The sequence below is a fragment of the Halovivax sp. genome, from assembly GCA_007119345.1.
Lineage (GTDB): Archaea > Halobacteriota > Halobacteria > Halobacteriales > Natrialbaceae > Halovivax.
The window spans coordinates 1-26,878 of the sequence record SKPV01000053.1; the positions used below are offsets into that span (position 1 = coordinate 1).

Genomic DNA, 26,878 nt, shown 5'->3' on the forward strand with positions numbered 1-26,878 from the left:
ACACCAGGTGAGCCATCGGACCGAGGCGAACCGCGCCACGTGACCCCGTTGACTGACGCGCGGCCTGACGGAGGACGCGCCGTCGCGGACGCAGCGCCGTCGGGCCGACGTGCGGACCGCGACGGACGCAGCGCCGTCGGACCGACGTGCGGACCGCGACGGACGACGACCCATCGGACCGACGTGCGGACCGCGACGGACGCAGCGCCGTCGGACCGAGCGCGCGAACGGAGGTATATACGCCCGGTCCTCGAACCCTCCGCTCATGACCGACGTCGGCACGGTGGTGCTGGTGACGACCGTCGCCGGCGCGGCGACCGGCCTCGGCGCGGTTCCGATCTTCTTCCGGACCCGCTTTTCCCATCGAACCTACGACGCCGCGCTGGGGCTGGCGGCCGGCGTCATGGTGGGGGCGAGCGTGTTCGGACTCGTGGTTCCGGGGATGGAGGAAGGCTCCCTCGCCGCGGTGATGGTCGGCGTCTTCCTCGGCGGATTCGCGCTGCTGGTCGGCAACCGGCTGCTCCCCCACGTCCACGCCCACTTCGCGGGCTTCCGAGGCGAGGGCGGGGCGAGCGACGCGGCGGCCGACCCGGAGGCGGCCTCGCGGGTTCGCCGCGCGCTGCTCATCGGCGGCGCGATCACGCTCCACAACGCGCCCGAAGGCCTCGCCATCGGCGTCGCGTTCGCCTCCGGATTGGAGGCCGTCGCGCTCTTGCTCGCCGTCGTCATCTCGATCCAGAACGTCCCGGACGGCTTCGCGTTCGCGGTCCCCGTGGGCGAGACGGGGCTGTCGCCGTGGTGGGTCCTCGTCTTCACGACGCTGTCCGGGCTGGTCCCGCAGGTCGCCGCCGCGCTGTTGGGCTACTCGCTCGTCGCCCTCGCGGTCGGCGTCTTCCCGTACGCGGCGGGGTTCGCCGCCGGCGCCATGCTGGCCGTCGTCTTCCGGGAGATGATCCCGTCCTCGCACGGCCACGGCTACGCCGACGCGGCGACCGCCGCGTTCCTCGTCGGGTTCGTCCTGCTGGTCGTCGTCGACGAGGCGCTGGCGATCTGACGCCGGTCGGGGCCCGCGGTGGCGGACGCTTCGGCGGACCGCGCCGCGCGCCGCCGGAGCCGGCCTCCTCACCGGACGCGGAAGGCGTCGACGGCGTTGCGGAGATCCCTGACGAACGGTCTGACGTCGTTCGCCTGCAGGTAGTCGAAGCGCGGGTGGGCGACGACCGACCCCACCACGTCCTTGAGCGCGCCGGGGAAGCCGGGGCGTTCGACGAGTTCGACGTCGTCGAAGAGGATCGAGTGCAAGTAGAGCAGTTCGCCGCGGATGAGGTGGCCGCCGATGCCGACCTCGTAGCCGTTCGGGAGCCCGTCGCAGCCGCCGTTGGCCATCGCCCAGTAGTAGTGGGGAAAGTCCGCGCCCGTCTGGACGGTGAACGGCAGCGACGACCAGAACCGCGGGTTGATCTCCATCAGCTTGAACTCGCCCGTCTCCTCGTCGCGGAGGAACTCGACCATCGCGAGCCCGTGCCACTCGAGCTCGTCGAGCAGCGCCAGCCCCGACTCTTCGAGGTCGGGGATCGACACCGACTCGCGGAACGCGCTCGGTCCGCCGGCGTAGCTGTAGCCCCGACGCTGGCGATGCTGGAACGTCGCCACCGGCTCGCCCTCGTCGTAGAGCGCGAAGAAGCCGTACTCGTGGGGCGTGCGCACGTACTCCTGGAGGAGCGGCTCGTGGCCCATCTCCGCGCGGAGCGAGTCGACGTCCGGCTCGACGCCGGGCGGGAGGTACGTCGTCGTCGGCGGCGCGATGCAGCGCTCCGGCTCGACGTCGACGTACTCGTCCGTGAGGATCGAGAACCGCGGCTTGACGATCCACTCGCGGGCGGGATCCGCGTCGTCGCCGAGCAGCCGGGTATCGGGCGCGGCGACGCGGGCCCGCTCGGCGGCGTCGAAGAGCTCGCGGCGGTCCTGCACCCGCGCGAGGGTGTCGATCGTCGGCCACGGCGTCTTCACGTGCTCGGCGAACTCGTCGCGGTACTTCGACAGGACGTAGACGTCCGCTTCGCGGACGGGGATCACCGCCTCGACGTCCTCGCGCATCGCGAGGGCCAGCAACGCGTCCTTGTAGGCGACGAGGTCGTCGCCCGGGGACGGTACCGGTACCGTCTCGTCGCAGAACGCCGAGTGGGCCGCCGGTGCGGTCGGCGTCTCCGCCGCGACGATCGTCCGCACGCCGCGGCGGCCGAGCGACCGAAGGCAGGCCACGCTGCTCGGCGCGTCGATCGCCGGGACGACCACCGCGCCGCCGTCTGTGGCGGGCGAGTCCCCGGCGCGCGAGTCGCTGTCCATTACCGTCAAACGGGCCAACCTGTACCGTAGTTATACGCGGTCCAAGAGGCGGTCGGTTCCGGTTAGGCGCCGAATACCGCCCTTCGGCGGTCGAATCCGCCGGCTTCGGGGTATCGGCCGATCGGCACCTCCGCCGGATTCGACGTATCGGCCGGTCGGCACCTCCGCCGGCGTCGACGCTCGCCTCAGACGGCGTCCAGGTCGAACCACGAGAGCGTCCAGTCTTCGAGCGACCGGCTCGCGACCGTCGACGAGCGATCGAGGTCCCGCACCAGGAGCGATCGGGTGGTCGGCCGGATCAGCGCCGACAGCGGAAACCGGGTGTCGGGGTAGAACCGGTACCGGAGCGGGCGGGGGAGCACGTCGCCGAAGGCGGCGACGTACCCGACGTCGTCGCCGGCCGCGCGATCGGTCAGGGCGGCCGCCACCAACCGTTCGAGGGGCTCCGGATCGTCGTCGACCGACCGCGGGAGCGCATCGACGAGGCGGAGGTGGCCCGCCCGGAGCGAGACGATCAGCGCCGCCACCGGCGTCCCGTCGCGCGAGGCGACGTAGACCCCGTACTCGTTGGCCGGGTTGTCGAATCGCCACTCGTAGAACGCCCGGTCGCGAACCGTGTGCACCCCCTCCGGGACGGCTCGGCGGTACGTCGGTTCGAGGGGCGCCTCGGTCGGCCGCTCGTACCGGTCGATCGTCAGCCCGTCCGTCGCACCGCCGAGGCGACGGTCGATCGCGCGGTGGGCGTCGGCGACGGGGTCGGTCGCGACCCGCTCGAGGAGTTCGCTCGCGGCGGCGCCCTCCTCGTCGATCCGGTCGGTCCGGTTGGCGATCCACTCTCGCGCCGCCGAGACGGGCTTTTGCGGCCGGTAGTACATCGGCACCGTCCCCACTTCCCGCCAGCCGAGTTTCAGATTGCCCGGCTTCGAGCGGCCGTTCGGGAAGTTGAAGAAGAACGCGGGCTCGCCCGCCGCGTACCGCTCGATCGCGGCCTCGTTCATCCGGGTGAACACGCCCTGACGCCGGTGATCCGGGTGGACCATCGTATCGCAGGGCTGGTAGGCCACCCGCTCGACGCCGTCGACGGCGACGCGCACCGGAAGGAACGAGCGAGCCCCGATCAGGTCGCCGTCACGACGGGCGACGACGATCGGCACGTGGTCGGCGACGGGGTTCTCGACGTACTTCCAGCGGAACCAGTCGGTCGAGCGCTCGATTCCGAACACCGTCTCGTAGAGCGACAGGAACGCGGACCGGTCGCTCGAGCGAAACGGTTCGATCTCGTCCGTGGGGGTTTTCGATCGAGGAGGGTACACGCGTAGGGGGTGACCGGGCGGTCGCGTCCGAATCCGATACCGTCCGTCGAGCGTTCTCGCGGGACGTCTGTCGTACGCGTGCCAGCTGCATATATCTGAGACCACGCGCTCGCAACCCGTTGACGTCGGGATCGGATTCGCGCGGAGAGCCGAGGTCGCGGGGACGAACTCGACCGCGGGCGATCGTCGCCGGGCGGTGCGTTCGAGACTCGCAGGCGCGGCCCCGCGCACGGCTGGAGATACGAATCGGTCGAATCGGGACGTACCGGCTGTCGCGGCCTAAAATTCGTGGTCGAGCTCGTCCTCGTCCGCGCTCTGGATGATGATCTTCCCATCCCTGACGCGGACGAACACCTCGTCCCCGATGTCCATCCCGGCCACCGCCAGCTCGTCTTCGTGGAGATTGAGGTGAACGTTATGGTAGTTGCCGTCCTCGTCTTTCGCACCGCTTGGACTCAGCTTCTTTTTCCGGACCATCGCGGGGTTCTATTGAGAGGTTCGCCGTAGGATATACTTAAGTGTTTTCTACGACACGGAGACCGATTCGTCGCCGGCGCCCCTCGGTCGCCAGCGGGCCGTCGTCGACGGCGACTCTTCGTACTCGGTGGCGGCCCATCTAACATAAAGATACCGACGCTGTAACCCGATTCTGAGGGATATCTTTATGTTAATCTGTGCGCTGATCTGTCATGGAGGCTGTAACCATGGTACGTGAAGATGGTAAGCGAAACTTCGCGCTCCGCGAGGAGGGCGGCGATGAATCGAGCGTTTTCTCCGGGAACACGCCGCGTCAGGCGGCGCTGAAAGCGGCCCGACGCCTCGATCCGGGATCGAGCGAGGAGGCCGCCGACCGCGTCGAACTCCGACTCCGCGAGAAGGGGACGGAGAAGGTGCACATCTACGACGGCTGGGCCTGGGAGGAGACGGCCCCCGACGACAAGCCGGACTGGATGCCCGAGGAGATCACCGAGGCGAACGTCTCGAAGAAGGGCATCGAGCACCTCGACGAGTAACCCTCGACGCATTTTACGGAACTCGCCCGGTGAGCGCTCGCCAGGCCGGTCGCCGAAGTCGGCCACCCTCCTCGCGGCCTCGCGGGCGCTCCGACGGCCTTTTGAGGATCCTGGCCCTTTCTCCGCCAATGACCGCAGTCACGCTGGGCCCGGACGGGACCTACTCCCACCGGGCGGCGCGGACGATCGCCGACGAGGTCGCCTTCCGCCCGTCGGTGACGGCGATCGTCGACGCCGTCGCGAGCGGCGAGTTCGACAGGGGCGTCGTCCCCGTCGAGAACAGCATCGAGGGGAGCGTCACCGAGTCCCTGGACGCCGTCGCCGACCACGAGGTCGCCGTCGTCCGCGAGATCGTCACGCCGATCCGTCACGCCCTGCTCGCGCGGGGGCCGGACTTCGAGCTCGTCGCGAGCCACTCGCAGGCGCTCGCGCAGTGCCGGAAGTTCCTGGAGGCCGAGTACCCGGAGGCGACGCTCGAGGCGGTCGCGAGCACCGCCAAGGGCGTCGAGCGCGCCCGCGAGGATCCCGCGGTCGCGGCCATCGGCCACCCCGCGAACGCCGACGACGAGCTCGCGGTCCTCGCAGAGGACGTCCAGGACCGGACCTCGAACGCGACCCGCTTCTTCGCGATCGCCCCCGAGGCGGACGCGTCGCCGGCCGGCGGCAAGACCTCGCTGGTGATCTACCCGCGGACGAACCACCCCGGCCTCCTGCTCGCGATCCTCGAGCCGTTCGCCGATCGCGACATCAACCTCACCCGCGTCGAATCCCGCCCGAGCGGCAAGCGGCTGGGCGACTACGTCTTCCACCTCGATCTCGAAGGCGGGCTCTACGAGGACCGGACCCGGGCGGCCGTCGCCGAGGTCGAGTCCCTCGTGGAGGACGGCTGGGTGCGCCGGCTGGGTTCCTACGACGTCGAGCACGTGGTCGAGTAGTCGCCTCGCCGACTCGTTCGACGGCGCGCGTCGCCCTCGGGGTCGACTCCCGGCGGGCTCCCGATCGACGGCCGACATCGGCACCGAAAGCCGTTTTTCCCCGCTCCGGCTACCGACCCCCATGACGCTCTCCGCGGGCGACCCGGCGCCGACGGTGACCGCACCGAACCAGGACGGCGAGGAACGCACCCTCTCGTTCGACGAGCCGACGGTCGTCTACTTCTATCCGAAGGACGAGACGCCCGGTTGTACCACCGAAGCCCGTCAGTTCACCCTCGAGCGGGAGACCTACGACGACGCCGGCGTCGCGGTCTACGGCGTCTCGACCGACGACGTCGACTCCCACCGGCGGTTCCACGAGAGCGAGGACCTGGCGTTCGACCTGCTCGCGGATCCGGACGGCGAGCTCGCCGGGGCCTTCGACGTCGACCTCCGCGACGGCGCGACGGCCCGGACCACGTTCTTCCTCGCCGACGGCGAGGTGCAGCTGGTCTACGAGAACGTCGATCCGGACGGCCACGCCCGTGAGGTGCTGCTGGACGCGCTGGAGGCGGGGCTTGCGGACCTGCCCGAGGAGTGACGGCGCCCGCGACCGTTCTGTCGCCTGCCACTGGGCAGATTTTATCCCGGCGCGCCGCGTACGATTGCCCATGCGAAAGAACCCGTTCGAGGACCTGGAGGAGCTGTTCGACCGCCTCAGCAACCAGTTCGAGGAGGGAATGACTCGCGGCACCGGCTTTCCCGTCCCCGGTTCGGTCGCCGTCGACGTCGCCGACACCGGCGGCGAGTTCGTGGTGACGGTCGACCTGCCCGGCTACGAGACCGGCGACGTCGAGCTGTTGCTCGTCGACGGCGCGCTGAAGCTGGAGGCGGGCCGCGACGTCGAGGAGACCCACGAGGAGGGCCGGTACATCCGCCGCGAGCGCACCCAGTCCTCGGTCAGCCGGCGCATCCGGCTCCCGGAGCCCGTCGAGGAAGACGCCGTCGAGGCGAGCTACAACAACGGCGTGCTGACGGTGACGCTGCCGAAGGTCGGCGAGACCGAGAGCGGTCGCGAGATCGACATCGAGTGAACGCGCGGTCGCGTATCTGACGGGACCGCGTCGACGCGACGCGCGTGCGTACCGCGATAGCCGGCGGGGTCGGGACGACGCGACGCGCGTGCGTACCGAATTTCGAGGTTCCCTCGGCGGGTGCGAAACACCGTTGGCGGTCCCGGGGGATGCGAAACACCGTCGGCGGGCATAGGATACCCCCTCTGCGGGGGGAACTCCGCTCGGGGAAGACAGAACCTCCTGACGGGACCGGCGCCGGTCGATTTTCCGATGGCGGCCGTCGGTATGGAAAGGTATAGGGTCGACCACCGCCGGACGTGTAGGTAAGATACCGATGAGCGACGAGGGATACGACCACGCGGCCGTCGAGGAGCGCTGTCAGGCCGCGTGGGACGAGGCGGACGCGTACCGGACGCCGGACGACGTCGACGATCCGACGTACGTCCTCGGGATGTACCCGTACCCCTCGGGCAAGCTCCACATGGGTCACGTCCGAAACTACACGATCACCGACGCGTACGCCCGCTACCGGCGGATGCGCGGCGACGCGGTGCTCCACCCGATGGGCTGGGACGCCTTCGGCCTTCCCGCGGAGAACGCGGCGAAAGAACGCGACACCAACCCCCGGGACTGGACGTTCGAGTGCATCCAGACGATGCGCGAGCAGATGGACGCGATGGGGTTCGGCTACGACTGGGAGCGCGAGGTCACCACCTGCACGCCCGAGTACTACCGCTGGAACCAGTGGTTGTTCCGACGCTTCCACGAGGAGGGGCTCGTCGAGCGCCGCGACGCCGAGGTCAACTGGTGTCCCGAGTGCGAGACCGTGCTGGCCGACGAACAGGTCGAAGGCGAAGCCGAACTCTGCTGGCGCTGTGACACGCCCGTCGAGACGCGGGACCTCGAGCAGTGGTTCCTGAAGATCACCGAGTACGCCGACGAGCTGCTGGAAGCGATCGACGACCTGGAGGGGTGGCCCAACTCCGTCCGCCAGATGCAGCGCAACTGGATCGGCCGCCAGCACGGGACGGAGTTGGACTTCGAGATCAGCGAGGCGCCGGGCGCCTCGAACGGACGCGGCGAGGACACCGAGCCGCGGGAGTACGGTGACGTGCGGGCCTTCACGACCCGCGTCGACACCGTCTTCGGGGCGACGTTCTTCGCGCTCGCGCCGGACCACCCGATCAGCGAGGAACTCGCCGAGGACGACGAGGACGTCCGCCGCTTCGTCGCCCACGAGGCCGACCCCGAGGGCGACGAGCCCAACGGCGTCCGGACCGATCTCACCGCGACCAATCCCGCCACCGGCGACGAGATTCCGGTCTTCGTCGCCGACTTCGTCCTCTCGGACGTCGGGACCGGCGCGCTGATGGGCGTCCCCGGCCACGACGAGCGCGACCACGCCTTCGCCACCAAGATGGGCGAGGAGATCCGTCCCGTCATCGCTCCCGAGCCCGACGACCGGGAGGACGAGGGCGTCGGCGGCGACTCCCTCCCCGACGCGCCCGACGTGAGCGAGGAGGCCTTCACCGAGGACGGCGTGCTCGTCGACTCAGGGGACTACTCCGGACTCGACAGCGAGACTGCCCGCGAGCGCCTGACCGAGGAGATCGAGTGCGCCGAGCGCGCCACGCAGTACCAGCTGCGCGACTGGGGAATCTCTCGCCAGCGCTACTGGGGGACGCCGATTCCGGTCGTCCACTGCGACGACTGCGGCCCCGTGCTCGTCCCGGAGGACGAGTTGCCCGTCGAGCTCCCCGAGTTCATCAACGTCAGCGGCAACCCGCTCGACGCCGCCGAGGAGTGGAAGGCGACGACCTGTCCGGACTGCGGCGGGGACGCGACCCGGGAGACGGACACGATGGACACCTTCGTCGACTCCTCGTGGTACTTCCTGCGGTACGTCTCGCCCGATCGCGCGGACGTGCCGTTCGACCGCGAGCGGACCAACGACTGGATGCCGGTCGACCAGTACGTCGGCGGCATCGAGCACGCCGTGATGCACCTGCTGTACTCGCGGTTTTTCACCAAGGTGCTGGCGGACCACGAGGGCCTCGAGCACCGGGAACCGTTCACGAACCTGCTGGCCCAGGGGATGGTCCAGCTGGAGGGCGAGAAGATGTCCAAGTCGAAGGGCAACGTCGTCTCCCCCCAGCGGATCGTCGCGGAGTACGGCGCCGACACCGCGCGGCTGTTCATGATGCAGGCCGCCCAGCCCGAGCGGGACTTCGACTGGAGCGAGGAGGGCGTCCGCTCGACGTACGCCTTCCTGACTCGGCTGAAGGGGCTGGTCGAGGACTTCGCGGCGAGCGCGGCGCGCAGCGGCGCGGATTCGGCGAACGGTGACGGTCGGGAACCGCGAACCGAGGCGCCGAACGGCGACGAGGACGCGATCGCCAGCTACGTCGACGCTGAGGTCGATGCCACGATCGCCATCGCCACCGCGGAGTACGACGACCTGACGTTCAACACCGCCCTCCGCGAGACCCAGGATCTGACTCGGACGCTGCGCCGATACGCGGAGTACGCCGAGCCCCACGGCGAGACGTTCGAGCGGGGTCTGGCGGCCGTCGTCCGGCTGCTCGCGCCCGTCGCGCCCCACCTCGCCGAGGAGCTGTGGGATCGACTCGACCGCGACGGCCTCGTCGTCGAGGCCGACTGGCCCGAGGCCAGCGTCGACCGCGACGCCGTCGAAAAGCGCCGGAAACTGGTCCAGAACACCCGCGAGGACGTCCGCGACATCGTCGAGGTCGCCGGCATCGAGGACCCCGAGCGGATCGACGTCGTCGTCGCCCCCGACTGGAAGTACGACGCCCTCGAGATCGCGATCGAGAGCGACGCCGACAACCTGATCGGCGAACTGATGGGCCACGACCACATCCGCGAGAAGGGTGACGCCGCGGCCAGCTACGGTCAGGACCTGCAGGCCGAGCGCGAGGCGCTCACCCGATCGCTCGGCCCCGAGGAGGAGTTCGAGGCGCTCGGGTCCGCCGCCTGGCTGCTCGAACGCGAGTTCGAGGCGCCGGTGACCGTCGTCTCCGCCGACGAGGCCGACGAGGGCGTGCTGGAGCGGGCCGAGCCCGGTCGGCCGGCGATCGAGATCGAGGACTGAGCGCCCCGGGTCGCGCCGCGTCCCCCTCGTCGTCGAGGCCGGCCGGCGTGGCGCGGATCGACGCCGCCGGCTTCGGAACCCAGCGCGATCGTCCGATCCGCGGCGAATCGCCCCCGCGAGACCAGCGTTTTCGTTCTCTTGGGGACGAGTGCTCGCCATGACCTACCACCCGCAGGAATTCGAGGCCGCGGGCGCAGACGAGAGGGCGGGCCGGGCCCGACCGTTCCGGCCGGCGATCCACCTGGCGTAACTCGGTCCGAAGCTCCGACCGTCACCGCGAGCGACCGTCGTCGGTCCCGACACGAATCTCGTGACGGTCCTCGATCCCGGACGCTCACAGCGCGTGAGTCCCGTCTGGGGCCTTTTTGGTCCTGTTCGTGGCACGGGTGCTATGGGTCGCGGAGCGGACACGACCGAGACGGATCGGCCGCCGGTGAGCGCCGAGGGTGCCCGGGGAAGGATCCCGCATCCCTTCGCGCTCACCTGGCGCGACGGATGCTTCCTGCACTGGCCGGTCGATCCCGACGAGTTGCGACCGCGGATCCCCGACCCGCTCGAACCCGACACGCGGGACGGCCGCGCGTGGATCGGCGTCCTCCCGTTCGTCGCGGCGAAAGCCGGCCTCAGGGGGACCCCGCGCCTGCTCAGGTGGTCGGTTCCCGAAATCAACGTCCGCACCTACGTCACCTACCGCGGCGATCCTGGGCTGTTCTTCGTCAGCATCGACATCGACAGCGCCGCCCTGGCGAACGGGATCGGCCGATTCAGTCGTCTCCCCGTCCGCCGCGCCCGGATGCACGTCTCGCGGACCGACGACCGGGTCTCGTTCGCGAGCGCGCGCGAGTCGGCCGACGAACCGCCCGCCCGCTTCGCCGCGAGCTACTCCCCGGCCGGGGAGGCCACGTTCCCGGAGCCGGGGACGCTCGCCGCGTGGTTGACCGAGCGTCGGCGATTCTACGCCCCGGCGAACGGCGACGTCCTCGCCGCCGAGGTGGCCCACGCGCCCTGGCCGCTCCGCCCGGCGAACGTGACGCTCCACGAGAACACGATGGTGGCGGCGAACCGCCTTCCCCCGCCGACGGACGGACCGATCGCGCACTTTTGCGACGAACTCCCGATGACGGCGTCGGTTCCCCGGCGACTGCGCCACCGGTGAGCTCCGGCGATTCCGTCGGCGATCCGGGCCGGTCAGTTCACTCTTCGATCCCGATCAGACCGAACGGGCTCCCGCCTTCGCCCTCGGCGCGCTGGTAGACGACGTGGGCCGCCGCGACGTCCTGGATGGCGAGGCCCGTCGAGTCGAAGACGGTGACGCCGGTCTCGTCGGTGCGGCCCGCGCGGTCGCCGACGACGATCTCGCCCAGTTCGGCGGCGATGTCGTCGTCGGTGAGCGTCCCCTCGCCGTAGGGGACGTTGATCTCGCCGGAGTGGGTACACTGTGCGTGGTCGTCGATGACGATCGTCGCCCCCAGCAGGAGCTCGTCGGCGAGCTCCTGTTTGCCCTCGGCGTCGGCGCCCATCGCGTTGACGTGGGTGCGCTCGCCGACGTCGTCGGGCCCGACGATCGGGTCCCTGACGGGGGTGACCGTCGAGAGCACGTCGCAGTGGCCGGCCTCGGAGATCGAGTCGCCGCGGACCTCGAAGCGGTCCGCGAAGGTCTCGACGAACCGGTCGACGCGCTCGTCGTCGAGGTCGCTGACGACGACCTCCTCGATCGGGCGGACCTCGGCGATCGCCTCGAGTTGCGTGTAGGCCTGAACGCCGGCGCCGACGACACCCAGCGAGGTGGCGTCCTCGACGGCGAGGTAGTCGGTCGCGACGGCGGCCGCGGCGCCCGTCCGCTTCATCGTGAGCGCCGTGCCGTCCATGATCGCGAGCGGGGCCGCCGTCTCCGGGTCCGAGTAGATCATCGTCCCCATCACGGTGGGGAGGCCGTGGTCGCCCGGGTTGTCCGGGTGGACGTTCACCCACTTCAGCCCGGCGGCGTCCCAGTCGCCCGCGTCGAGGTAGGCGGGCATCGAGCGGAAGTCCCCGTTGTACCGGGGCAGCTCGATGTAGGACTTCGGGGGCATCTGGGCGTCGCCGCGCTCGTAGGCGGCGAAGGCGTCCTCGACCGCCCCGATGACGTCCGCCATCAGGGCGAACTCGTTCACGTCTTCCTGCGAGAGCAGTAGCGTCTCCATGACGGCAAGTGTTGGGGGAGACCCTTAGTACGTACCGAAACCGGAACGAGCGACGTGCGACGAGCCGCCGGGGTGGGGTCGTCGGCCGCTCGCTCCGGGACCCGCTCGACGAGCCTGCGGTTCTCCCAGTGGGCCAGCAGGAAGAGGGCGGACCCGAATCCGATCGTCAGCGCCGCCGCGGCGACCAACCGGCGCCATTCTGCGGCCCCGAGGAGCGTCGCGGGACTCACGCTGCCCGTCCAAACCGCAGCGGGGACCACCGCGACCGGCAGCAGCGTCGCCCCGACGTCGACGCTGAAACCGGCCCCGAACGTGGACAGCGGGGACTCGACTTCGGTTCGCTGCGGATGATACGTCGTCGTGATACACCCCCGGTCGCGGGGGAAAGATCAAATCCGTTGTGGCGGGCGGGGTCGGGCGTATCGGGCGGACGCGACCCGAACCGGGACGCCTACGACGCGGTCTCCTCGAACGTCCCCGTATTCCCGTCCTCGGTCACCGCGACGGCCTCGGGCGTGCCGTCGTCGAACGGGAACGTGGCCCGGTACGCCCGCGTCACCTCGTCCGCCGTGCAGTCCGCGTCCGACGGCCGCTCGTAGTACCACCGAATCGTCGCGGTCAGCCGTCCCTCGTCCGCGTCGTAGTCGTTCCGCCCGAGTTCGATCCCGCCGCAGCTGCTCGAGGAGTACGTCAGCCGCCCCTCGACCACCACCCGCGACTCGTCATCCTCGATCGTGATCGCCGGCGGCTCGTCGCTTTCCGGCAGCGACTCGTCGCCCCCGAACGGTCTCGAACTCCTCGTCGACGAGCTCGGCGGCCGGCTCGCGCCCGCCGAGGCAGCCGTCCCCGTCCAGGCAGCCGGCGAGTCCGCCGGCGGTCGCGATTCCCACCGTCGCGAGCAGTTCGCGGCGGGTCATCGGGCTGCTCTCGTGGTGACGGTAACCCCCTTCTGCAGACTGAACGGATCGTTTTACCCGGTGGCGGCGGTCCGCGCCACCATCGCGGTTAACATCGGCGAGCGAGTGGTTCGGAGAACCCGAGCGAAGCCGTTCGCCGCGAGCGAAGCGAGCGGGCCGACGACTGACGCGGAGAGCGCGGCGCGAAGCGCCGCGGAATCGCGAGCGGCGAAGCCGCGGGCAGCGAGCGAAGCCGGAGGCTGAGCGAGTCGAACGGAGGGAGGAGTGCTTTTGTACTAAATTTTGTCGAGGGCCGGCTACGCCGGCCCGCAGAGCAAAAGTTCGGTTCTGGCTCGCGGGTCGCGTGCGCTCCCCGCTCGCCTTTCGGAGGTTTTCGCTTCGCTCAGACCTCCCTTACATCATGCCGCCCATGCCGCCGCCCATGCCGCCCATGCCGCCCATGCCGCCGCCGGGACCGCCGGGCATCTCCTCGTCATCGTCGTCGTCCGAGACCGCGAGGTCGCCGGCGGCGATGACGTCGTCGATGCGCAGCAGCATGACCGCGGCCTCGGTGGCGGACTCGAGCGCCTGGGTCTTGATGCGCAGCGGCTCGTAGACGCCCTCGCCTTCCATGTCGATGGTGTCGCCGGTGTACGCGTCGAGGCCGGCGGCGGTGTCGCCGCCGTCGTGGGCGCTGCGCAGTTCGACGAGCGAGTCGATGGGGTCGAGGCCGGCGTTCTCGGCGAGGGTGCGCGGGATGACCTCCAGCGCGTCGGCGAACGCCTCGACGGCGAGCTGTTCGCGGCCGCCGACGGAGTCGGCGAAGTCCCGCAGCGCGAGCGAGAGTCCGACCTCGGGCGCGCCGCCGCCGGCGAGCACCTTGCCGTCCTCGATCGTGGTGCGGACCACGCCGATGGAGTCCTCGATGGCGCGGTCGACCTCGTCGATGACGTGCTCGGTGCCCCCGCGGAGGATGAGGGTGACCGCCTTGGCGTCCTCGACGTCCTCGATGAAGATGTGGTCGTCGCCGGCGATCTCCTTCTGGGCGACGGAGCCGGCGAAGCCGAGGTGGTCTTCGGTGATGTCGTCGAGGTTGGAGACGGGCGTCGCGCCCGTGGCGCGGGCGATCCGCTTGGCGTCGGAGTTCTTCACGCGCCGGACCGCCAGGATGCCCTCCTGGGCGAGGTAGTGCTGGGCCATGTCGTCGATGCCCTTGTCGACGAAGACGGCGTCGGCGCCGACGTCGACGAGCTGATCGACCATCTCCTTGAGCTGGGCCTCCTCCTGCTCGATGAACTGCTGGAGCTGGTCGGGGTCGGTGACGTTGACCTCGGCGTCGATCTCGGTCTCTTTGACCTCGAGGGCGCCGTCGACGATGGCGACGTTCGCGTCCTCGACGAAGTAGGGCATGTTTTCGGAGACGCGGTCCTTGCTGATGAGGACGCCCTCGACCAGCTCGGAGTTCTCGATGGCGCCGCCGACGACCTTCTCGACGGCGATGTTCTCGTCGTCGATGCCGTCCTCGTCGGCGACGGTGCGGACGGCGTCGACGACGAGCTCCGAGAGGAGGTCGCGGGCGTTCTCGGCGCCCTTGCCGGTCATCGCCGTGGCGGCGATCTGCCGGAGGATCTCGGTGTCGTCTTCGTCGACGTCGATCGCGACGTCCTCGAGGGCCTTCGTGGCTTCGGCGGCGGCCTGGCGGTACCCCTGGGCGAGGGTGGTCGCGTGGATGTCCTGCTCGAGGAGCTCCTCGGCGCGCTTGAGGAGCTCACCGGCGACGACGACGGCGGAGGTCGTGCCGTCGCCGACCTCGTCCTCCTGGGTCTCGGCGACTTCGACGATCATGTCGGCCGCCGGGTGGTCGATGTCCATCTCGGTCAGGAGGGTGACGCCGTCGTTCGTGACGACGACGTTGCCCGTCGAGTCGACGAGCATCTTGTCCATCCCCTTCGGTCCGAGGGTGGTGCGGACCGACTCGGCGACGGCTTTGCCGGCCTGGATGTTCATCGACTGCGCGTCCTTCCCGGAGGTGCGCTGGCTGTCCTCCGAGAGTACGATGAGGGGCTGGTTACCCATCTGCTGAGCCATAGTCACCAGATGGATTGATTGCTATTCTATATAAATCCTTCTATCGCCCGCGTGCTAAACCGCCACACTCCGCGTCGGCGACTCCGAATCGTGGCACCACTTCACAGATCCTTTATACGGTCCGGACGGTCCGGTCGGCGGGACGATCGGAGCGGGCCGGAGGGAGCCGGTTTAGGGCTCGGCCGGCGCGACGATCGAAGCGGGCCGGAGGGAGCCGGTTTAGGGTCCGGCCCGCGCCGGGTCGTTCGCCGTTCCCCGTCGACCGTCGCGTTATCGCGACGCCCGACGGTGGGCCAGCGCGATCGCGAGGGCTCCGAGGAGCGCCGCGAATCCCGACGCGACGAACGCGTGGTCGTACGTTCCCAGGACGTCGTGAGCGGCACCGGCGAGGTACGGGGAGGCGAGTCCGGACGCGGCGAACGCCCCCGACGCGAGTCCGAAGATCGCGTTGAGGTTCGCGCGCCCGAACGTGTCGGCGATGAGCGGGGCGAGGAGCGCCCCGTTGCCGCCGTAGGCCAGTCCGTAGACGAGCGCGAAGGCGACGAATCCGGCCGCCGATTCGAACGCCGGTAGCGCGATCGTCGCGGCGCCCATGGTGGCGGAACAGCCGACGAACACGCGAACGCGGCCGATCCGGTCGGCCAGGTGGCCGATCGCGATCCGGCCGAGCGCGCTCGCCAGGCCGACGAGCCCGAGCGCCGCCGCTCCCGTCGTCCGCGTCAGGCCGACGTCCGTCGCGTGAACGACGAGGTGAACGAAGACGACGTACAAGGTCGCGTAGATCAGCACCCACCCGACGACCACCAGCAGGAACGGTCCGGACCGAGCTACCGCGGACAGGTGCGTCAACGTGGCGCGGAGCGAGTGACTCGCCGCGCCGTCGAACCCGTCGGGAAACTCCGACGCCGGTGCCGACTCGGGGGCGGGTTCGTCCCGAATCAGGAACGCGGCGACGACCAGCACCACTGCGGCGACGCCGGCGAGGAGCAGGAAGGCGGTGCGCCAGCCGACTCGATCGATGAGCCGGCTCGACGCGGGGGCGACGACGAGCATGCCGACGCCGAGCCCGGAGGAGGCGACGCCGCCGGCGAGTCCGAGCCGGCGGTCGAACCACCGCGGCACGGTCGCGTAGGAAACGACGTAGACGAGGCTCAACCCGAAGCCGGTGACGACGCCGAACGCGACGACGACCGCGAGCAGCGACGTCGCCCGACTGGTCAGCACGAGCCCGAGCGGGACGATCACCGCGGCGGCGAGGAGCGTCCGTCGCGCGCCGTGTCTGTCGACGAACACCCCCACCGCGACCGCGCCGACGTAGATCAGCAGCGTCTGGACGCCGAAGGCGACGGTCGTCGCGCCGCGCGAGCGACCGAACTCCTCGAGCATCCTGTCGAGGAAGACGCCGAACGAGTAGGAGAGTCCGAAGACGACGAACGTCCCGAGAAAGCACGCGAGGACGACGATCCATCCGTAGTAGGGTCGACGCATTATCCGGACCACCGCGGTACAGTCGATCCCCGAATCATCGGTCCAACGATCGGAACCGTCGTCAGTACGGCACGACGTAGAGGACGATCGCGAGGAACGGGATCAACAGCAACAACATGGCGATCGCGTACCCGAACATCTCGCGGGCCTTGATCCGAGTGATCGCCAGCAGCGGGATCGCCCAGAACGGGTTCAGCAGGTTGGTGTGGGCGTCGCCGACGGCGTAGGCCATGGTCGCGTGGCCGATCGGGATGCCGTGCGCCTCCGCCGCCTCGATGACGGACGGGCCGAGCACGATCCACTCGCCGCCGCCCGAGGGGACGAACAGGTTGACGACCGCGGCGGCGAGCCACGCGAAGATCGGGAACGTCTCCGGCGAGGAGACGGCCAGCAATCCGTCGGCGAGCATCTCCGCGAGCCCGGACGACGCCATGATCCCCTGGATGCCGGCGAAGAACGGGAACAGCAGGATGATCCCCGCGGCGGCCTTCGACGCGTCGCCGAACCGCTCGCGGTACACCTGCGGCCGCGTGTAGATCGCCAGCCCGGCCATCAGGAACCCGAAGTTGACGACGTTCAGGTCCAGGGCGTCGAGGCCGAGCGTCCAGAACGTGTAGCCGACCATGACGAGGCCGCCGAGGGCGATCAGTCCGCCCATGATTCGGCTGTTGTTGATCTTCTCCGCGGGAACGGTCTCGTCGCGACGCTCCACCGTCTCGGGCGCCGTCTCCTCGACCTCGCCGCCGTCGGCGGCGGCGTCGAAGAGCTCGTCCTCCGGGATGTACTCCGTGATGCCGCGCGAGCGCTCGGGGGACGGCGAGAGCAGGTACAGCATCGCCGCGGCGAAGCCGATCGACAGCACGGTGAGCGTCAGCGCGTACGGGTGAAAGATCGTCTCCGAGGTGGGAACGACCGCGTCGACGACGCCCGCTTCGATGAACTCGTTGCCCTCCGTGGCGAGCATCAGCGGCGCGGACCCCGACAGTCCCCAGTGCCAGGTCAACCCGAGTCCCATGTACCCCCCGACGCACAGGAGCGGGTAGTGGACGTCGATCCCGTTCTGGTGGGCCGTCTTCCCCATCTCGCGTGCGAAGATCGCCCCGATGATCAGTCCCAGTCCCCAGTGGACCCACGCCAGGGCCATCGCGACGACGGCGACGAGGACCACCGCTTGCTTACCGGTCGACGGAAACGTCGTCAGCCACCTGAGGCCGGCGTTGATCCGCGGATGGTAGGCGACGACGAAGCCGGTCATCAGGATGAGCACCATCTGCATCGCGAAGGTCAGGAATCCCCAGAATCCGTCGTACCAGAACTCGACCGCTTCGAACGCCCCGGTCTCGGTTCCCAGGACCGCCGCGACGTACACGATGTACGTGAGGATGATCGCGAACAGGAACGGACTGGGCATCCATCGTTCCACCTTGTCGGACAGGCCGTGACCGATCCGTTCGAGCGCCCCTCCGTCTGCGGTTCCTTGTGCCATGGTCTGAGGTCACATGGAACGTAAATAAACACTACCAATTCTATACTAATGTATGTACGGTTAATATATGTGTTTGTGGCGCACGTCGCTTCGTTTTCGAGCCTCCCGCGAGCGAGCAACCCGGCCGGCGGGAATCGGAAGAACCGGCCGCGCCGGATCGGCGATCACGCTCGGCACTCGGCCGAACGTCTCGGCAGCGACCCGTGGCCATCGTCGCGACCGGAGACGCTCCCCGCGATAGTCCGTGCAATTATTCCGCCCGCCGGCGTCGGCTCCCTCACGGGCAGCGACGACGGGCCACGATACGATCTCACCGGGACCTTCGTCATCAAGTTCGTCCTCGCGGACGTCATCATCATCGCGGCGCTGCTCTTCGCCGGCCCGATCTACGCGGTCGCGATCACCGCGTTGCTCGTCGTCAGCGTCTTCCTCGTCTGGTACCTCGTGGAACGCGTCGGGGAGCTCGGCCCCCTCCGAGCGTCGTCGCGTCACGTTACCCGTCGATAGTTCGATCGGTGACAAAAGCGTTGGCGTCGAAGCGGCGCCCGCGACCGTCGACTCCCGCGGTCCCGACCGGGACTCAGACCTGCTCTTCGCCCGAGCCGGGGAACCGGTGGTACCGCAGCCCCTGGTGTTTGAGCTCGTTGTGCTTGTCCTCGAGGAAGGAGTAGACGGCGCCGTGGGGCGCGCCGTCGAGCAGCATCTCGGCGGCGGTGCGGACGACGTCGACCTGCTGGGGCGTCCCGATGACGGCGAGGGTCGAGCCGTAGATGACGACCGACGCGCCGGAGAGCTCCTCCATGAGCTCGCGGGTGCGCCCGCCCTCGCCGATGAGCCGGCCCTTCTGGCGCTTCATGTCGTTCGCGTTGCGGGAGGCGGCCGCGATGTCGACGACGTCGAACATCATCATCTCGTCGTCGAGGAGGGTCAGCGCGTCGTCGGGCGCGAAGCCGCGTCCGATCGCCCGGACGATCTCGGGGCCTTTCAGGCCGCGAACCGGGTCGCCCACGCTGTCGACCGCCACCGAGCCGTTCTCGGAGTCGATGTCCAGGCGGACCTCGGCCTCGGCCTCGATCTCTCGCATCGTCTCACCGCCCTCGCCGATGAGCACGCCGATGCGGTCCTGCGGTATCTTCACGTGCTGCATGCCGGAGGCTACTCGCCCGGACTGGATAAGCCCTTGGTCCGCACCGGCGACGCGGAACGAGCGGGCGTTCGTGCCCGGCCGAGCGACCCTCGAAACCCGCGGCTCACTCCGCCAGCGACCGGAACCGCACCGACTCGGTCTCGGTGTCGACGATCGCCACCGTCCGGTGGCCCTCCGGCACCGTCGGGAAGTGCGCGCCCGGGTTCAACAGCGTCGTCCGGCCCTTCTCGGTCTGCTCTCGGACGTGGTGGTGGCCGTAGCAGACGTAGTCGTAGAGCTCCGCGCCGGCGACCGCCTGGACTTCCTCGAGGGACTCGCCGTGGAGCGCGGCGAAGGTGAGCCCGTCGAACCGGAGTTCGGCGAAGCGGCCGTGGAGCTCGCTCTCCCCGCCCAGCGCGTCGAACGCCGCGTGGAGCCCGGCGACCTCGCCGTCGTTGTTCCCCAGCACGCCGTGGAGCTCGAACCCGTCGAACTCGGCGATCACGGGCGGGGCGACGAAGTCGCCGCAGTGGACGATCACGTCGACCCCGTCGCGCTCGAAGGTGGCGGTCGCCCGCTCGACCGCCGCGAGGTTGTCGTGGGTGTCGGAGATGACGCCGACTTGCATACCCGAGTGCGCGACGGCGAGTCCCAAGAGCGTTCGGGGGCGATTTCCGAATCTCTTCGTCCCCCGTCGACGGAATCGCCGGTCACGAGCGGAACGGACCGGTTCGCGTCGGAATCGCCCCGCTCGTTCACGCTCCCGCGGATCGCCCGTTCGCTATCTACCGTCGCTCGTGGTACGACGCCGGGCACCACCCATGACAACTGACGAACAAACGATCAAGGTCATCAACGTGATCGGCGAATCGACCGAATCGTGGAGGGACGCCGCCACAGCGCGCTGGCGGACGCGTCGGAGACGATCGAGGGGATCAGCGGCGTGACGATCGTCGACCAGACCGCGAAGATCGAGGACGACGAGGTCGTCCAGTGCCGCTCGACGCTGCACCTCACGTTCCCGATCCGGTGGTTGGCCCGACTCCGTCCGCCGAGGGACCGCCGATCGCGGGGGTGAGGACCGGCCTCAGTTCGGGACGTCGGGCCCCTCGCCGAGCCAGATGCCGATCGGCTCCGGGCCGGCGGTTTCCGGTTCTCGAACCCGCCCGAGGTAGAGCGCGCTGTTGATCAGCCCGACGTGACTGAACGCTTGCGGATAGTTCCCGCGGTGGACGCCACCCTGGTCGGCCCCGGCGGGATCCAGTTCCTCGGCGTACAGGCCGTGCGGGCTCGCGTACGCGAGCAACGTCTCGAACAGCGCCGTGGCCTCGTCGACCCGGCCGGAGAGCGCGAGGACGTCGACCAGCCAGAACGAACACAGCGTGAACGTCCCCTCGCCGCCGGACAGACCGTCCTCGCCCTCGTACCGGTGGACCAGTCCATCGTCGGTCTCGAGTCGGTCCCGGACGCTCGCGACGGTTCCCTCGACGCGCTCGTCGTCGAACGGGAGGAAGCCGACGAGCGGGAGCAGCAGCGTCGCCGCGTCGACGGCATCGCTCTCGAACGCGCGGAGGAACGTTTCCCGGTCGCCGTCGTAGCCGCGCTCGAGGACGGCCCGGCGAATCTCCGCGCGGACCTCGCGCCAGCGCTCGAGCGGCGCGTCCCAGTCGTTCGCCTCGGCGAAGGCGATCGCCCGGTCGAGCGCGACCCAGCACATCACCTTCGAGTGGACGAAGTGGCGCGGTTCGGATCTGACTTCCCAGATGCCGCTGTCGGGCCGATCCCAGACCGTCGTTACGTGGTCGACGATGCGCCGGACGGCCGGCCAGTCGGCCGCGTCGAGCTTCCACCCGTGGTGGACGGTGGCCGCGAGCGCGAGCACGAGTTCGCCGTACAGATCCAGCTGTCGCTGGCCGGCCGCGGCGTTACCGATCCGGACGGGTCTGGAGTCGCGATAGCCCCGCAGGTGGGTCAGCTCCCGTTCGGCGAGATCGACGTCGCCGTGGAGCCCGTACAGCGGCTGGATCTCCTCGGGTGCGGTCTCGCAGAGCCCCAGGAACCACTCGAAGTACGCGCCCGCCTCCTCGAGGTGTCCGAGGTGGGCGAGCGCCTGCACGGTGAAGGCCGCGTCGCGAGGCCAGCTGAACCGGTAGTCCCAGTTGCGGACGCCGCCGAACTCCTCCGGCAGCGAGGTCGTCGGGGCCGCGGCGATCGCGCCCGACTCCGCGTGGCTGAGCAGCTTGAGCGCCAGCCCGGATCGAACCACGTCGTCGTGCCAGGGACCGTCGAAGACGCAGGACGGTCCGGTCGCGTCCTCGTCCGCGCCGCCGCCGTCGCTCTCGCCGTGATCCGCGGCGGTAGCGTCGCTCTCGGCACCTCCGCTGCTTCCGTCGTGATCGTGGGCCCACTCCCGCCAGTAGGCCACCGTCTCCTCGAGGGCGCGCTCGCACTCGGCCGGACCCGGCGGCGGACCGTCGTGGCTCACCGCGAACCACCGACCGTCGCCCGCCCGGAGCGTGTCGGCTGCCGTGACCGTCGACGCGGCCTCGTCCACCCGGAATCCGACGTCGCCCGCGAGGGCGAGTTCGCACCCGCCGCCGGTCGCGTGTACCCGGCCGTCCAGACGCTCCAGTTCGGTCTCTCCGCGCGCGTAGTCGAGTCGCGGCTCGAAGGCGACCTCGAGGGAGATCTCGCCCCGGGTACACTCGACCTTCCGGTACAGCGCGCGAGCGGACGCGTCGACGTCGATCTCGACGTGCGGCATGAAGTCGACGACGGACAGCTTCCCGCCGTCGGTCTCGAAGGCGGTTCGCAGGACGTTCGTGCGGTCGAGGTACGACTGGGTCGACGTCGACGGCCGATCCGGCCCGATCCGGAAGGAGCCGCCGCGTTCGGCGTCGAGGACGGCGGCGAACGCGCTCGCGGACTCGACGTGGGGGACGGGATACCAGTCGACCGATCCGTCCGGCGCCACGAGCGCGCACGTCTCTCCGTTCCCGACGATCCCGTACGCCTCGATGGGGTGGTACGCGGTGGTCACGGGGGTCCCACCACGAACGGCGATATATCCCTGGGGGTCGATCCCCGGCCACGCGGCATCGAGCTAGCGGCCGTTCGTCGCGGACGGATCCGGCGGTTCGCTCACGGCACGCGCGGGACGCCGGCCGACTCGAGCGCCCGTCGTCGCTCCGCCTCGGTCAGTCGGTACGGCTCGAGCTCGTCCTCCAGGTCGCCCAGCGCCGCGCGACGCCGTCGGTGAGCCGCGAGGAAGTCGGCGATTCGATCGATCGCGAGTTCCTTCAGTTCGCCGCTCAGCAGTTCGCCGGACCGGTACGCCGCGGCGATCCGCTCCAGCTCGTCGTCGTCGGACTCGAAACCGAACCGCAGGTACTGGAACGGGACGTCGACGCTCGGGTCACCGCCCTGCTCGCGGTGTTCGGCGACCGTCGCGCGGCCGCCAGTGTAGGCGTGCTCGCGGATCTTCGTCGCGACGGCCTCGCGCTCGTCCTCGAGATCGATCGACGGCGCCGCGTCGGAGGCACTCATCTTTCCGGGGCCGGCGAGGCTCGGGAGAAAGCGTCCGAGCAGGGCTCCCGGCTTCTCGACCGGGAGCGCCTCCTTCGCCGCGACGTCCCGGCAGACTCGGACGTGCGGATCCTGGTCGACCGCGATCGGAACCAGCGTGGGCCGTCGCCCGTCGACCAGTTGCGGGAGCAGGAGGTGCGTCGCCTGGACCGCCGGGTAAAACTGCAGGCCGACGGTGTCCTGTTGGCCGTAGACCGCGTCGACGGTCGCGGGCGTGAGGTGCTTCGCGAGTCGGACCGCGATCGGATAGACGACGTCGGCGTCGGCCGTGTCGATCACGATCCGGGTCCGGTCGGGATCGAAGTCGACCGCGAGGACGTCCCGGAGGTTGTCGCGGGCGTGCGCACCGATCTCGGCGAACGACTGGTCCTTCGCGAGGAACTTCTCGTCGTCCGAGAACGGGAGGAAGACCGTCGCGCCGGTCGCGTCCTGGAAGCGCTTCGCCAGGTACAGTGGCAGGACGTGGCCGAGGTGGAGCGGCCCCGACGGTCCGACGCCCGTCACGATCGCGTGCGCGTCGCCCGCCTCGGCCGCCGCGAGGTAGCGGTCGACGTCGCGGCCGGCGTAGAACGTCCGCCGCCGGAGGCTCGGGTGATCGGGCAGCCGCTCGATCTGGTCGTCGGCGAGCTGATCGGCGCCGAAGCGCTCGACGAGCTCGCCGTAGTCGATCTCCCCGTCGACGGCGTACGGGGTGACGGTGTATCCGCCGGATTCGTCCGCATTCGGTTCCTCTTCTGTCGTGGATCTCGTCATTGATGTGATGGTCGCTGGTGGTGGGCGCGGCTGTCGGGCGATTCGCGGGAGAACGAAGGGAGCCACCGCCGCCGACCCCGCCGGGTTAGGCCGCGTCGCGGTCGGCGCCGACACTGTCCGCTCTCGAGGGGGCTCGCCAGCGCCAGTCGAGAGCGACTCTCATCGCCCGACGCTACCCGCTCGGTTCACCTAACCGTTTCGACGGCGCTCCCGCGAGCGCCGGTCGCTACTCCCGCGAGGGATCCGGCTCGGGATCCGTCACGAACTCGAACAGCTCGTCGTCGGTCACCTCGAGCCCCTGTCGCCTGAAGAACGACGCGACGTTGCGACAGTCGCGCTCGAGAAATCCGCGGCTGTTCGGGTGGTGGACGGTCACCGACTGGCCGAGGTCGATCACCACCAGCTGCCCCTCGTGGAAGACGACGTTGTACTCGCTGAGGTCGCCGTGGATGATCCCCGCCGAGTAGAGCCGGCGCATGTACTCGCGCATGACCTCGTAGGCGGTCTCGGGGTTCTCGACGTGGACCTCGCCGAGGCGCTTGGCTCGCCCATCCTCGCCGCCGATGTACTCCATCACGAGCACGTTGCGCTCGGCGGCGATCGGTCGAGGGACCCGGACGCCCGCCTTGCGCGCCCGTTCGAGGTTCGCGGACTCCTTTTTCACCCACGCGAGGACGACGTCCTTCTTCTTGCCGCCCAGCCCCTCGAACCGCGGATCGCCCTCGAGGTAGTCGCGCATCTGCCGGAAGTTCGAGGCGTTGATCCGGTAGACCTTGACCGCGACCTCCGTGTCGTCCGGCCCGAGCGCGTGGTAGACGTTCGCCTCCTTCCCGGTCGAAATGGGGCCGCCGAAGGCCTCGACGTGACCGTCCTGGACGAGTTTGTACAGCGCCGCGAACGTCGCGTCGTCGAACACCGACTGCTCGACCTTGAACTGATCAGCGTCCTTGATCCGCTTTTGAAACTGGTTGAACTCCCGGTCGCGTTTGCGGGCGATCCGATCGGCTTCGGTGTCCGAGACGTCGATCTCTTCCCACTCGTCGCCCGGCGTCTCGACGGAGTCGGGGTCGACCAGACCGTACTCGTTGCCCATCTACACGCCACTAGATGCCCGACGGGCTAAAAGGGTCGGCATCGTTCACCCGACCGATCGGTCCGGTCCGTGAGGAAGGTCGCCGATCCGCTCGCTCCGGCACGAATTCGGGGTTCGATCGTTCTCCGACACCGTCGACCGGTCGTGAATCGACCGTCGACGAGGACCTGGCCCCGAGATCGACGCGACGCGAGCGGAATCGACGGTCGCGCTGGGCCACTTCGGCGCCGAATCGATCGACGGGGGTGCGTGGGCCACCGTCGAGGTCGACCCGGCGGCGACGAACTGACCGTCTACGCCATCGTCGACGGCCAGGAGGAGGTCGTCCATCCCGATCGATGCGGGGCGTGGGAAACCGATCCAGCCGGACGGATCGGGCGGTGGAGCGACGGGAACGGCCCGGCGTCCGACGCTTCAGGGCGTCAGCCGCTCGACCGATCGCCACGCGATCGCCACGTCGTCCGCGCCGTCGGCTCCGTCCCCGCCGACCAGCGCGAACACCATCGTCTTTCGGACGCCGTGGGCCATCCGGACGTCGAGCGCGAGGTCCCGCGGCTCGAAGACGTGATCGGCGGGGAGCACCCGGACCAGCAGTTCGGAGTGGCCCAGGTCGTCGACCGAGTCGACCGCGCTGTAGGTCCGGAAGTCGGCGCCGAACTTGTAGCCGGTCTTCGGGACGACGCCGCGCTCGCGCAGTTGCGCGTACACTCTCAATCGGCGGTCGAACCGCTCGCCCTCGACGTCGCGGCCGCGGGCGCGGACCGTCGCCGGATCGAGGGCGACCGCGTCGCGCTCGGCGAGGTAGGCCGCCTCGACGAGCGAGCACTGCAGCGTCGGGCGCTCGCACTCTCGCCCGTCGAGGGGCTGCCCGTAGAACGTCCGCTCGTAGAGGCTCGCCGGGGGCTCCCAGCAGACGACGCGGTCGGCCAGCAGGTCGGCGTCGACGTCGGTCGGGAGCTCGCGTGCGCTGGTCCCGTCGATCCCCGGTTCCGCGACCTCGAAGTAGGTGATCTCGCTCTCCTCGTCGACGACGGCCAGCACGCCCGGCTCGAGGGCGGCAACCGGCAGGTCGGTCCGCTCGCCGACGACCCGGAGGTCGTAGGCGACCTCGCCGTCGCCGGGCCCCTTCCCGCGGGGGTAGACGACGAAGTCGGCGTCGCCGCCGGGCGGATCCGCGATCCACGGATCGCGCGCCGGCGAGAGGTAGAACCCGCGCGAGCGGAGGTCGGCGTAGGCGAGATACCGGAGGACGAACGCCCCTTCGCTCGCCGCGGCGACGAACTCCCGAAAGCCCAGCCGCCGGCCGTCCCAGCGGACCGCTTCCAGCCCGCCGTGGAACAGCAGGTGGGCCGCCTCGACGGGAGCGAGCGCGATCTCGTTGCCCGAGGTGGGGTAGCCGTAGCCGCGGGAATCGTGGAACCGCTGGCGGGCGTCGGCGCCCACGCGGACCACGTCGCCGTCTCGCTCGCCCTTGAGTGCCATGGGCGAACGTCGGCGCCGGCTCACAAGTGGGTGTCGGAACCGGTTCGGTCGGCAGCCCGGCCAGCGCCGCGCGGCGGCCCGGTCGACAGGTTCTCCGCCGATACGGTTTCCTCGCTTGCGTTCTCCGCCGATGCGGTTTCTTCGCTCGCATTCTCCGCCGAGACGGTTTCTTCGCTCGCATTCTCCGCCGAGGCGGTCTCCTCCCGCCCATCCCCGACCGAGACGCTCGTGGCCCACCCGTTCCGACCCGCCGGATGCCCGATCGCTTCCGACCATCTCAGTTCGCCGCCGCCGGTTCGACGACGCGCTCGCAGGTCGCATCGAGGCACCGTCGGCCGGAACCGGTCTCGAACGTCGGGAGGCCGCAGGCGCACTCGCCGTCCAGCACGCCCGAGGGGACGACGAACCCGGTCTCGCACTCCGGGTAGCGCTCGCAGCCGGCGATGAGGCCGCCCCGTCGGAGGATGCGGAGGTCGCCCGGACAGTCCGGACAGTCCCACTCGCGGTCGAACGCCTCGCGGACGGCGTCGTCGAGCGCCTCGCACTCGCGGTCGAGGCAGACGTCGAACGCGAGACCGCGCTCGGCGCGGATGCGGGGCAGCCCACACTCGCAGCGATCGTCGCGGACGGTCGCGTCAGACGGGAGCGCGAACCGGTCGCCGCAGTCGACGCAGCGGACGTCCGACGATCGGATCAGCGTGCCGTCGCAGGCCGGGCAGATCCCCACGGGCCTGCCGGCCGCGGAGGCGCGGTAGTTGGCGACCGCGTCCCGGTCGTGGGCGGCGATCCGGAGCGTCTGGAGGTCCTTCTTCGCGACGAGCGTGAAGCCGCCGGACCGGTCGCTGGAGACGCTGTCGGCGCGGGTGAGCCAGGCGACCGGCTGGTAGCCGTCGACGTCGTGGACGAGGACGGTGTTGTCGGGCT

Annotated in this window: 24 protein-coding genes and 1 pseudogene; 9 read left to right on the plus strand and 16 right to left on the minus strand. The window is 69.9% G+C overall.

Translation table 11 applies throughout. From position 1 onward, the window contains the following. The first annotated feature begins 265 nt into the window (after positions 1–265). Positions 266–1,054 (plus strand): ZIP family metal transporter, encoded by a 789-nt coding sequence (locus tag QZT59_RS04060; protein WP_290811689.1) that lies wholly within the window; start codon positions 266–268, stop codon positions 1,052–1,054. 68 nt (positions 1,055–1,122) lie between these two features. Here QZT59_RS04060 and QZT59_RS04065 read toward each other — a convergent pair whose 3' ends face one another. The 3 genes from QZT59_RS04065 to QZT59_RS04075 form a co-directional block, all read right to left on the minus strand. Beyond that, a complete protein-coding gene (locus QZT59_RS04065) occupies positions 1,123–2,346 on the minus strand; it encodes a carboxylate--amine ligase (RefSeq protein ID WP_290811690.1) in 1,224 nt (407 codons plus the stop codon). A 185-nt stretch (positions 2,347–2,531) separates the two neighbouring features. After that, positions 2,532–3,659, minus strand: a complete 1,128-nt coding sequence (locus QZT59_RS04070) for a GNAT family N-acetyltransferase (RefSeq protein WP_290811691.1) — start codon at positions 3,657–3,659, stop codon at positions 2,532–2,534. 279 nt (positions 3,660–3,938) lie between these two features. Then, complete coding sequence (locus QZT59_RS04075; RefSeq protein ID WP_290811693.1) at positions 3,939–4,136, minus strand: hypothetical protein; 198 nt, start codon at positions 4,134–4,136, stop codon at positions 3,939–3,941. Positions 4,137–4,363: 227 nt separating this feature from the next. On the opposite strand from QZT59_RS04075, the gene QZT59_RS04080 reads away from it, so the two are divergent. From QZT59_RS04080 to QZT59_RS04105, 6 genes are all read left to right on the plus strand, one after another. Further along, on the plus strand, positions 4,364–4,672 hold the full coding sequence (locus tag QZT59_RS04080; protein WP_290811742.1) for a non-histone chromosomal MC1 family protein: 309 nt from the start codon (positions 4,364–4,366) through the stop codon (positions 4,670–4,672). A 128-nt stretch (positions 4,673–4,800) separates the two neighbouring features. Continuing rightward, on the plus strand, positions 4,801–5,607 hold the full coding sequence (gene pheA / locus QZT59_RS04085; protein ID WP_290811695.1) for a prephenate dehydratase: 807 nt from the start codon (positions 4,801–4,803) through the stop codon (positions 5,605–5,607). 121 nt (positions 5,608–5,728) lie between these two features. Beyond that, complete coding sequence (locus tag QZT59_RS04090) at positions 5,729–6,187, plus strand: peroxiredoxin (protein WP_290811697.1); 459 nt, start codon at positions 5,729–5,731, stop codon at positions 6,185–6,187. 70 nt (positions 6,188–6,257) lie between these two features. Further along, on the plus strand, positions 6,258–6,680 hold the full coding sequence (locus QZT59_RS04095) for an Hsp20/alpha crystallin family protein (protein WP_290811699.1): 423 nt from the start codon (positions 6,258–6,260) through the stop codon (positions 6,678–6,680). A 316-nt stretch (positions 6,681–6,996) separates the two neighbouring features. Continuing rightward, positions 6,997–9,774: a leucine--tRNA ligase gene (gene leuS / locus QZT59_RS04100; RefSeq protein WP_290811702.1), complete on the plus strand. Its 2,778-nt coding sequence runs from the start codon at positions 6,997–6,999 to the stop codon at positions 9,772–9,774. 391 nt (positions 9,775–10,165) lie between these two features. Next, positions 10,166–10,930: a YqjF family protein gene (locus QZT59_RS04105; RefSeq protein ID WP_290811705.1), complete on the plus strand. Its 765-nt coding sequence runs from the start codon at positions 10,166–10,168 to the stop codon at positions 10,928–10,930. 37 nt (positions 10,931–10,967) lie between these two features. Here QZT59_RS04105 and QZT59_RS04110 read toward each other — a convergent pair whose 3' ends face one another. The 6 genes from QZT59_RS04110 to QZT59_RS04135 all read right to left on the minus strand — a co-directional run bounded on the left by QZT59_RS04110 (position 10,968) and on the right by QZT59_RS04135 (position 17,915). Continuing rightward, positions 10,968–11,957, minus strand: coding sequence for an ornithine cyclodeaminase family protein (locus QZT59_RS04110; protein WP_290811708.1), 990 nt, complete (start codon positions 11,955–11,957; stop codon positions 10,968–10,970). Between the two features lie 451 nt (positions 11,958–12,408). Further along, the gene (locus QZT59_RS04115) at positions 12,409–12,666 is read right to left on the minus strand and encodes a hypothetical protein (RefSeq protein WP_290811711.1); all 258 of its coding nucleotides are present in this window, start codon (positions 12,664–12,666) and stop codon (positions 12,409–12,411) included. A gap of 13 nt (positions 12,667–12,679) precedes the next feature. After that, positions 12,680–12,874 carry a hypothetical protein gene (locus tag QZT59_RS04120; RefSeq protein ID WP_290811713.1) on the minus strand — a complete coding sequence of 65 codons (195 nt, stop codon included), beginning with the start codon at positions 12,872–12,874 and terminating at the stop codon, positions 12,680–12,682. Between the two features lie 393 nt (positions 12,875–13,267). Then, positions 13,268–14,929, minus strand: a complete 1,662-nt coding sequence (gene thsA / locus QZT59_RS04125) for a thermosome subunit alpha (RefSeq protein ID WP_290811745.1) — start codon at positions 14,927–14,929, stop codon at positions 13,268–13,270. A 282-nt stretch (positions 14,930–15,211) separates the two neighbouring features. Further along, the gene (locus tag QZT59_RS04130) at positions 15,212–16,456 is read right to left on the minus strand and encodes an MFS transporter (RefSeq protein ID WP_290811748.1); all 1,245 of its coding nucleotides are present in this window, start codon (positions 16,454–16,456) and stop codon (positions 15,212–15,214) included. A 34-nt stretch (positions 16,457–16,490) separates the two neighbouring features. Next, the gene (locus tag QZT59_RS04135; RefSeq protein ID WP_290811716.1) at positions 16,491–17,915 is read right to left on the minus strand and encodes a TIGR00366 family protein; all 1,425 of its coding nucleotides are present in this window, start codon (positions 17,913–17,915) and stop codon (positions 16,491–16,493) included. A 327-nt stretch (positions 17,916–18,242) separates the two neighbouring features. On the opposite strand from QZT59_RS04135, the pseudogene QZT59_RS19195 reads away from it, so the two are divergent. Then, positions 18,243–18,377: pseudogene (locus QZT59_RS19195) on the plus strand (SHOCT domain-containing protein); the annotation flags it as partial. 118 nt (positions 18,378–18,495) lie between these two features. Here QZT59_RS19195 and QZT59_RS04145 read toward each other — a convergent pair. Both QZT59_RS04145 and QZT59_RS04150 read right to left on the minus strand, forming a co-directional pair. Then, positions 18,496–19,062 carry a pre-rRNA-processing protein PNO1 gene (locus QZT59_RS04145; RefSeq protein ID WP_290811719.1) on the minus strand — a complete coding sequence of 189 codons (567 nt, stop codon included), beginning with the start codon at positions 19,060–19,062 and terminating at the stop codon, positions 18,496–18,498. Between the two features lie 103 nt (positions 19,063–19,165). Beyond that, entirely contained in the window at positions 19,166–19,669 is a 504-nt protein-coding gene (locus QZT59_RS04150; RefSeq protein WP_290811722.1) for a metallophosphoesterase, read from the minus strand. 252 nt (positions 19,670–19,921) lie between these two features. Here QZT59_RS04150 and QZT59_RS04155 point away from each other — a divergent pair, with 252 nt between their 5' ends. Continuing rightward, complete coding sequence (locus tag QZT59_RS04155; protein ID WP_290811725.1) at positions 19,922–20,119, plus strand: dodecin domain-containing protein; 198 nt, start codon at positions 19,922–19,924, stop codon at positions 20,117–20,119. A gap of 9 nt (positions 20,120–20,128) precedes the next feature. On the opposite strand, the gene QZT59_RS04160 is transcribed toward QZT59_RS04155, so the two are convergent. From QZT59_RS04160 to QZT59_RS04180, 5 genes are all read right to left on the minus strand, one after another. Next, positions 20,129–22,081 (minus strand): glycoside hydrolase family 15 protein, encoded by a 1,953-nt coding sequence (locus QZT59_RS04160; RefSeq protein ID WP_290811729.1) that lies wholly within the window; start codon positions 22,079–22,081, stop codon positions 20,129–20,131. A 101-nt stretch (positions 22,082–22,182) separates the two neighbouring features. After that, positions 22,183–23,379, minus strand: coding sequence for a tryptophan--tRNA ligase (locus QZT59_RS04165; RefSeq protein WP_290811731.1), 1,197 nt, complete (start codon positions 23,377–23,379; stop codon positions 22,183–22,185). A gap of 226 nt (positions 23,380–23,605) precedes the next feature. After that, a complete protein-coding gene (gene rio1 / locus QZT59_RS04170; RefSeq protein ID WP_290811733.1) occupies positions 23,606–24,472 on the minus strand; it encodes a serine/threonine-protein kinase Rio1 in 867 nt (288 codons plus the stop codon). 414 nt (positions 24,473–24,886) lie between these two features. Then, positions 24,887–25,954 carry a tRNA-intron lyase gene (gene endA, locus QZT59_RS04175; RefSeq protein WP_290811736.1) on the minus strand — a complete coding sequence of 356 codons (1,068 nt, stop codon included), beginning with the start codon at positions 25,952–25,954 and terminating at the stop codon, positions 24,887–24,889. Between the two features lie 277 nt (positions 25,955–26,231). Continuing rightward, positions 26,232–26,878, minus strand: a 647-nt coding sequence (locus QZT59_RS04180; protein ID WP_290811739.1) for a DUF91 domain-containing protein, incomplete at its 5' end; no start/stop codon positions are given.

Excerpts from the sequence above, each read along its gene's own strand:
- QZT59_RS04135 (WP_290811716.1), bottom strand. The coding sequence starts at position 17,915 with ATGGCACAAGGAACCGCAGACGGAGGGGCGCTCGAACGGATCGGTCAC.
- QZT59_RS04065 (WP_290811690.1), bottom strand. The coding sequence starts at position 2,346 with ATGGACAGCGACTCGCGCGCCGGGGACTCGCCCGCCACAGACGGCGGC.
- QZT59_RS04120 (WP_290811713.1), bottom strand. The coding sequence starts at position 12,874 with ATGACCCGCCGCGAACTGCTCGCGACGGTGGGAATCGCGACCGCCGGC.
- leuS (WP_290811702.1), top strand. The coding sequence starts at position 6,997 with ATGAGCGACGAGGGATACGACCACGCGGCCGTCGAGGAGCGCTGTCAG.
- QZT59_RS04105 (WP_290811705.1), top strand. The coding sequence starts at position 10,166 with ATGGGTCGCGGAGCGGACACGACCGAGACGGATCGGCCGCCGGTGAGC.
- QZT59_RS04145 (WP_290811719.1), bottom strand. The coding sequence starts at position 19,062 with ATGCAGCACGTGAAGATACCGCAGGACCGCATCGGCGTGCTCATCGGC.
- QZT59_RS04075 (WP_290811693.1), bottom strand. The coding sequence starts at position 4,136 with ATGGTCCGGAAAAAGAAGCTGAGTCCAAGCGGTGCGAAAGACGAGGAC.
- thsA (WP_290811745.1), bottom strand. The coding sequence starts at position 14,929 with ATGGGTAACCAGCCCCTCATCGTACTCTCGGAGGACAGCCAGCGCACC.
- QZT59_RS04060 (WP_290811689.1), top strand. The coding sequence starts at position 266 with ATGACCGACGTCGGCACGGTGGTGCTGGTGACGACCGTCGCCGGCGCG.
- QZT59_RS04150 (WP_290811722.1), bottom strand. The coding sequence starts at position 19,669 with ATGCAAGTCGGCGTCATCTCCGACACCCACGACAACCTCGCGGCGGTC.
- rio1 (WP_290811733.1), bottom strand. The coding sequence starts at position 24,472 with ATGGGCAACGAGTACGGTCTGGTCGACCCCGACTCCGTCGAGACGCCG.
- QZT59_RS04080 (WP_290811742.1), top strand. The coding sequence starts at position 4,364 with ATGGTACGTGAAGATGGTAAGCGAAACTTCGCGCTCCGCGAGGAGGGC.
- QZT59_RS04090 (WP_290811697.1), top strand. The coding sequence starts at position 5,729 with ATGACGCTCTCCGCGGGCGACCCGGCGCCGACGGTGACCGCACCGAAC.
- pheA (WP_290811695.1), top strand. The coding sequence starts at position 4,801 with ATGACCGCAGTCACGCTGGGCCCGGACGGGACCTACTCCCACCGGGCG.
- QZT59_RS04110 (WP_290811708.1), bottom strand. The coding sequence starts at position 11,957 with ATGGAGACGCTACTGCTCTCGCAGGAAGACGTGAACGAGTTCGCCCTG.
- QZT59_RS04095 (WP_290811699.1), top strand. The coding sequence starts at position 6,258 with ATGCGAAAGAACCCGTTCGAGGACCTGGAGGAGCTGTTCGACCGCCTC.
- endA (WP_290811736.1), bottom strand. The coding sequence starts at position 25,954 with ATGGCACTCAAGGGCGAGCGAGACGGCGACGTGGTCCGCGTGGGCGCC.
- QZT59_RS04165 (WP_290811731.1), bottom strand. The coding sequence starts at position 23,379 with ATGACGAGATCCACGACAGAAGAGGAACCGAATGCGGACGAATCCGGC.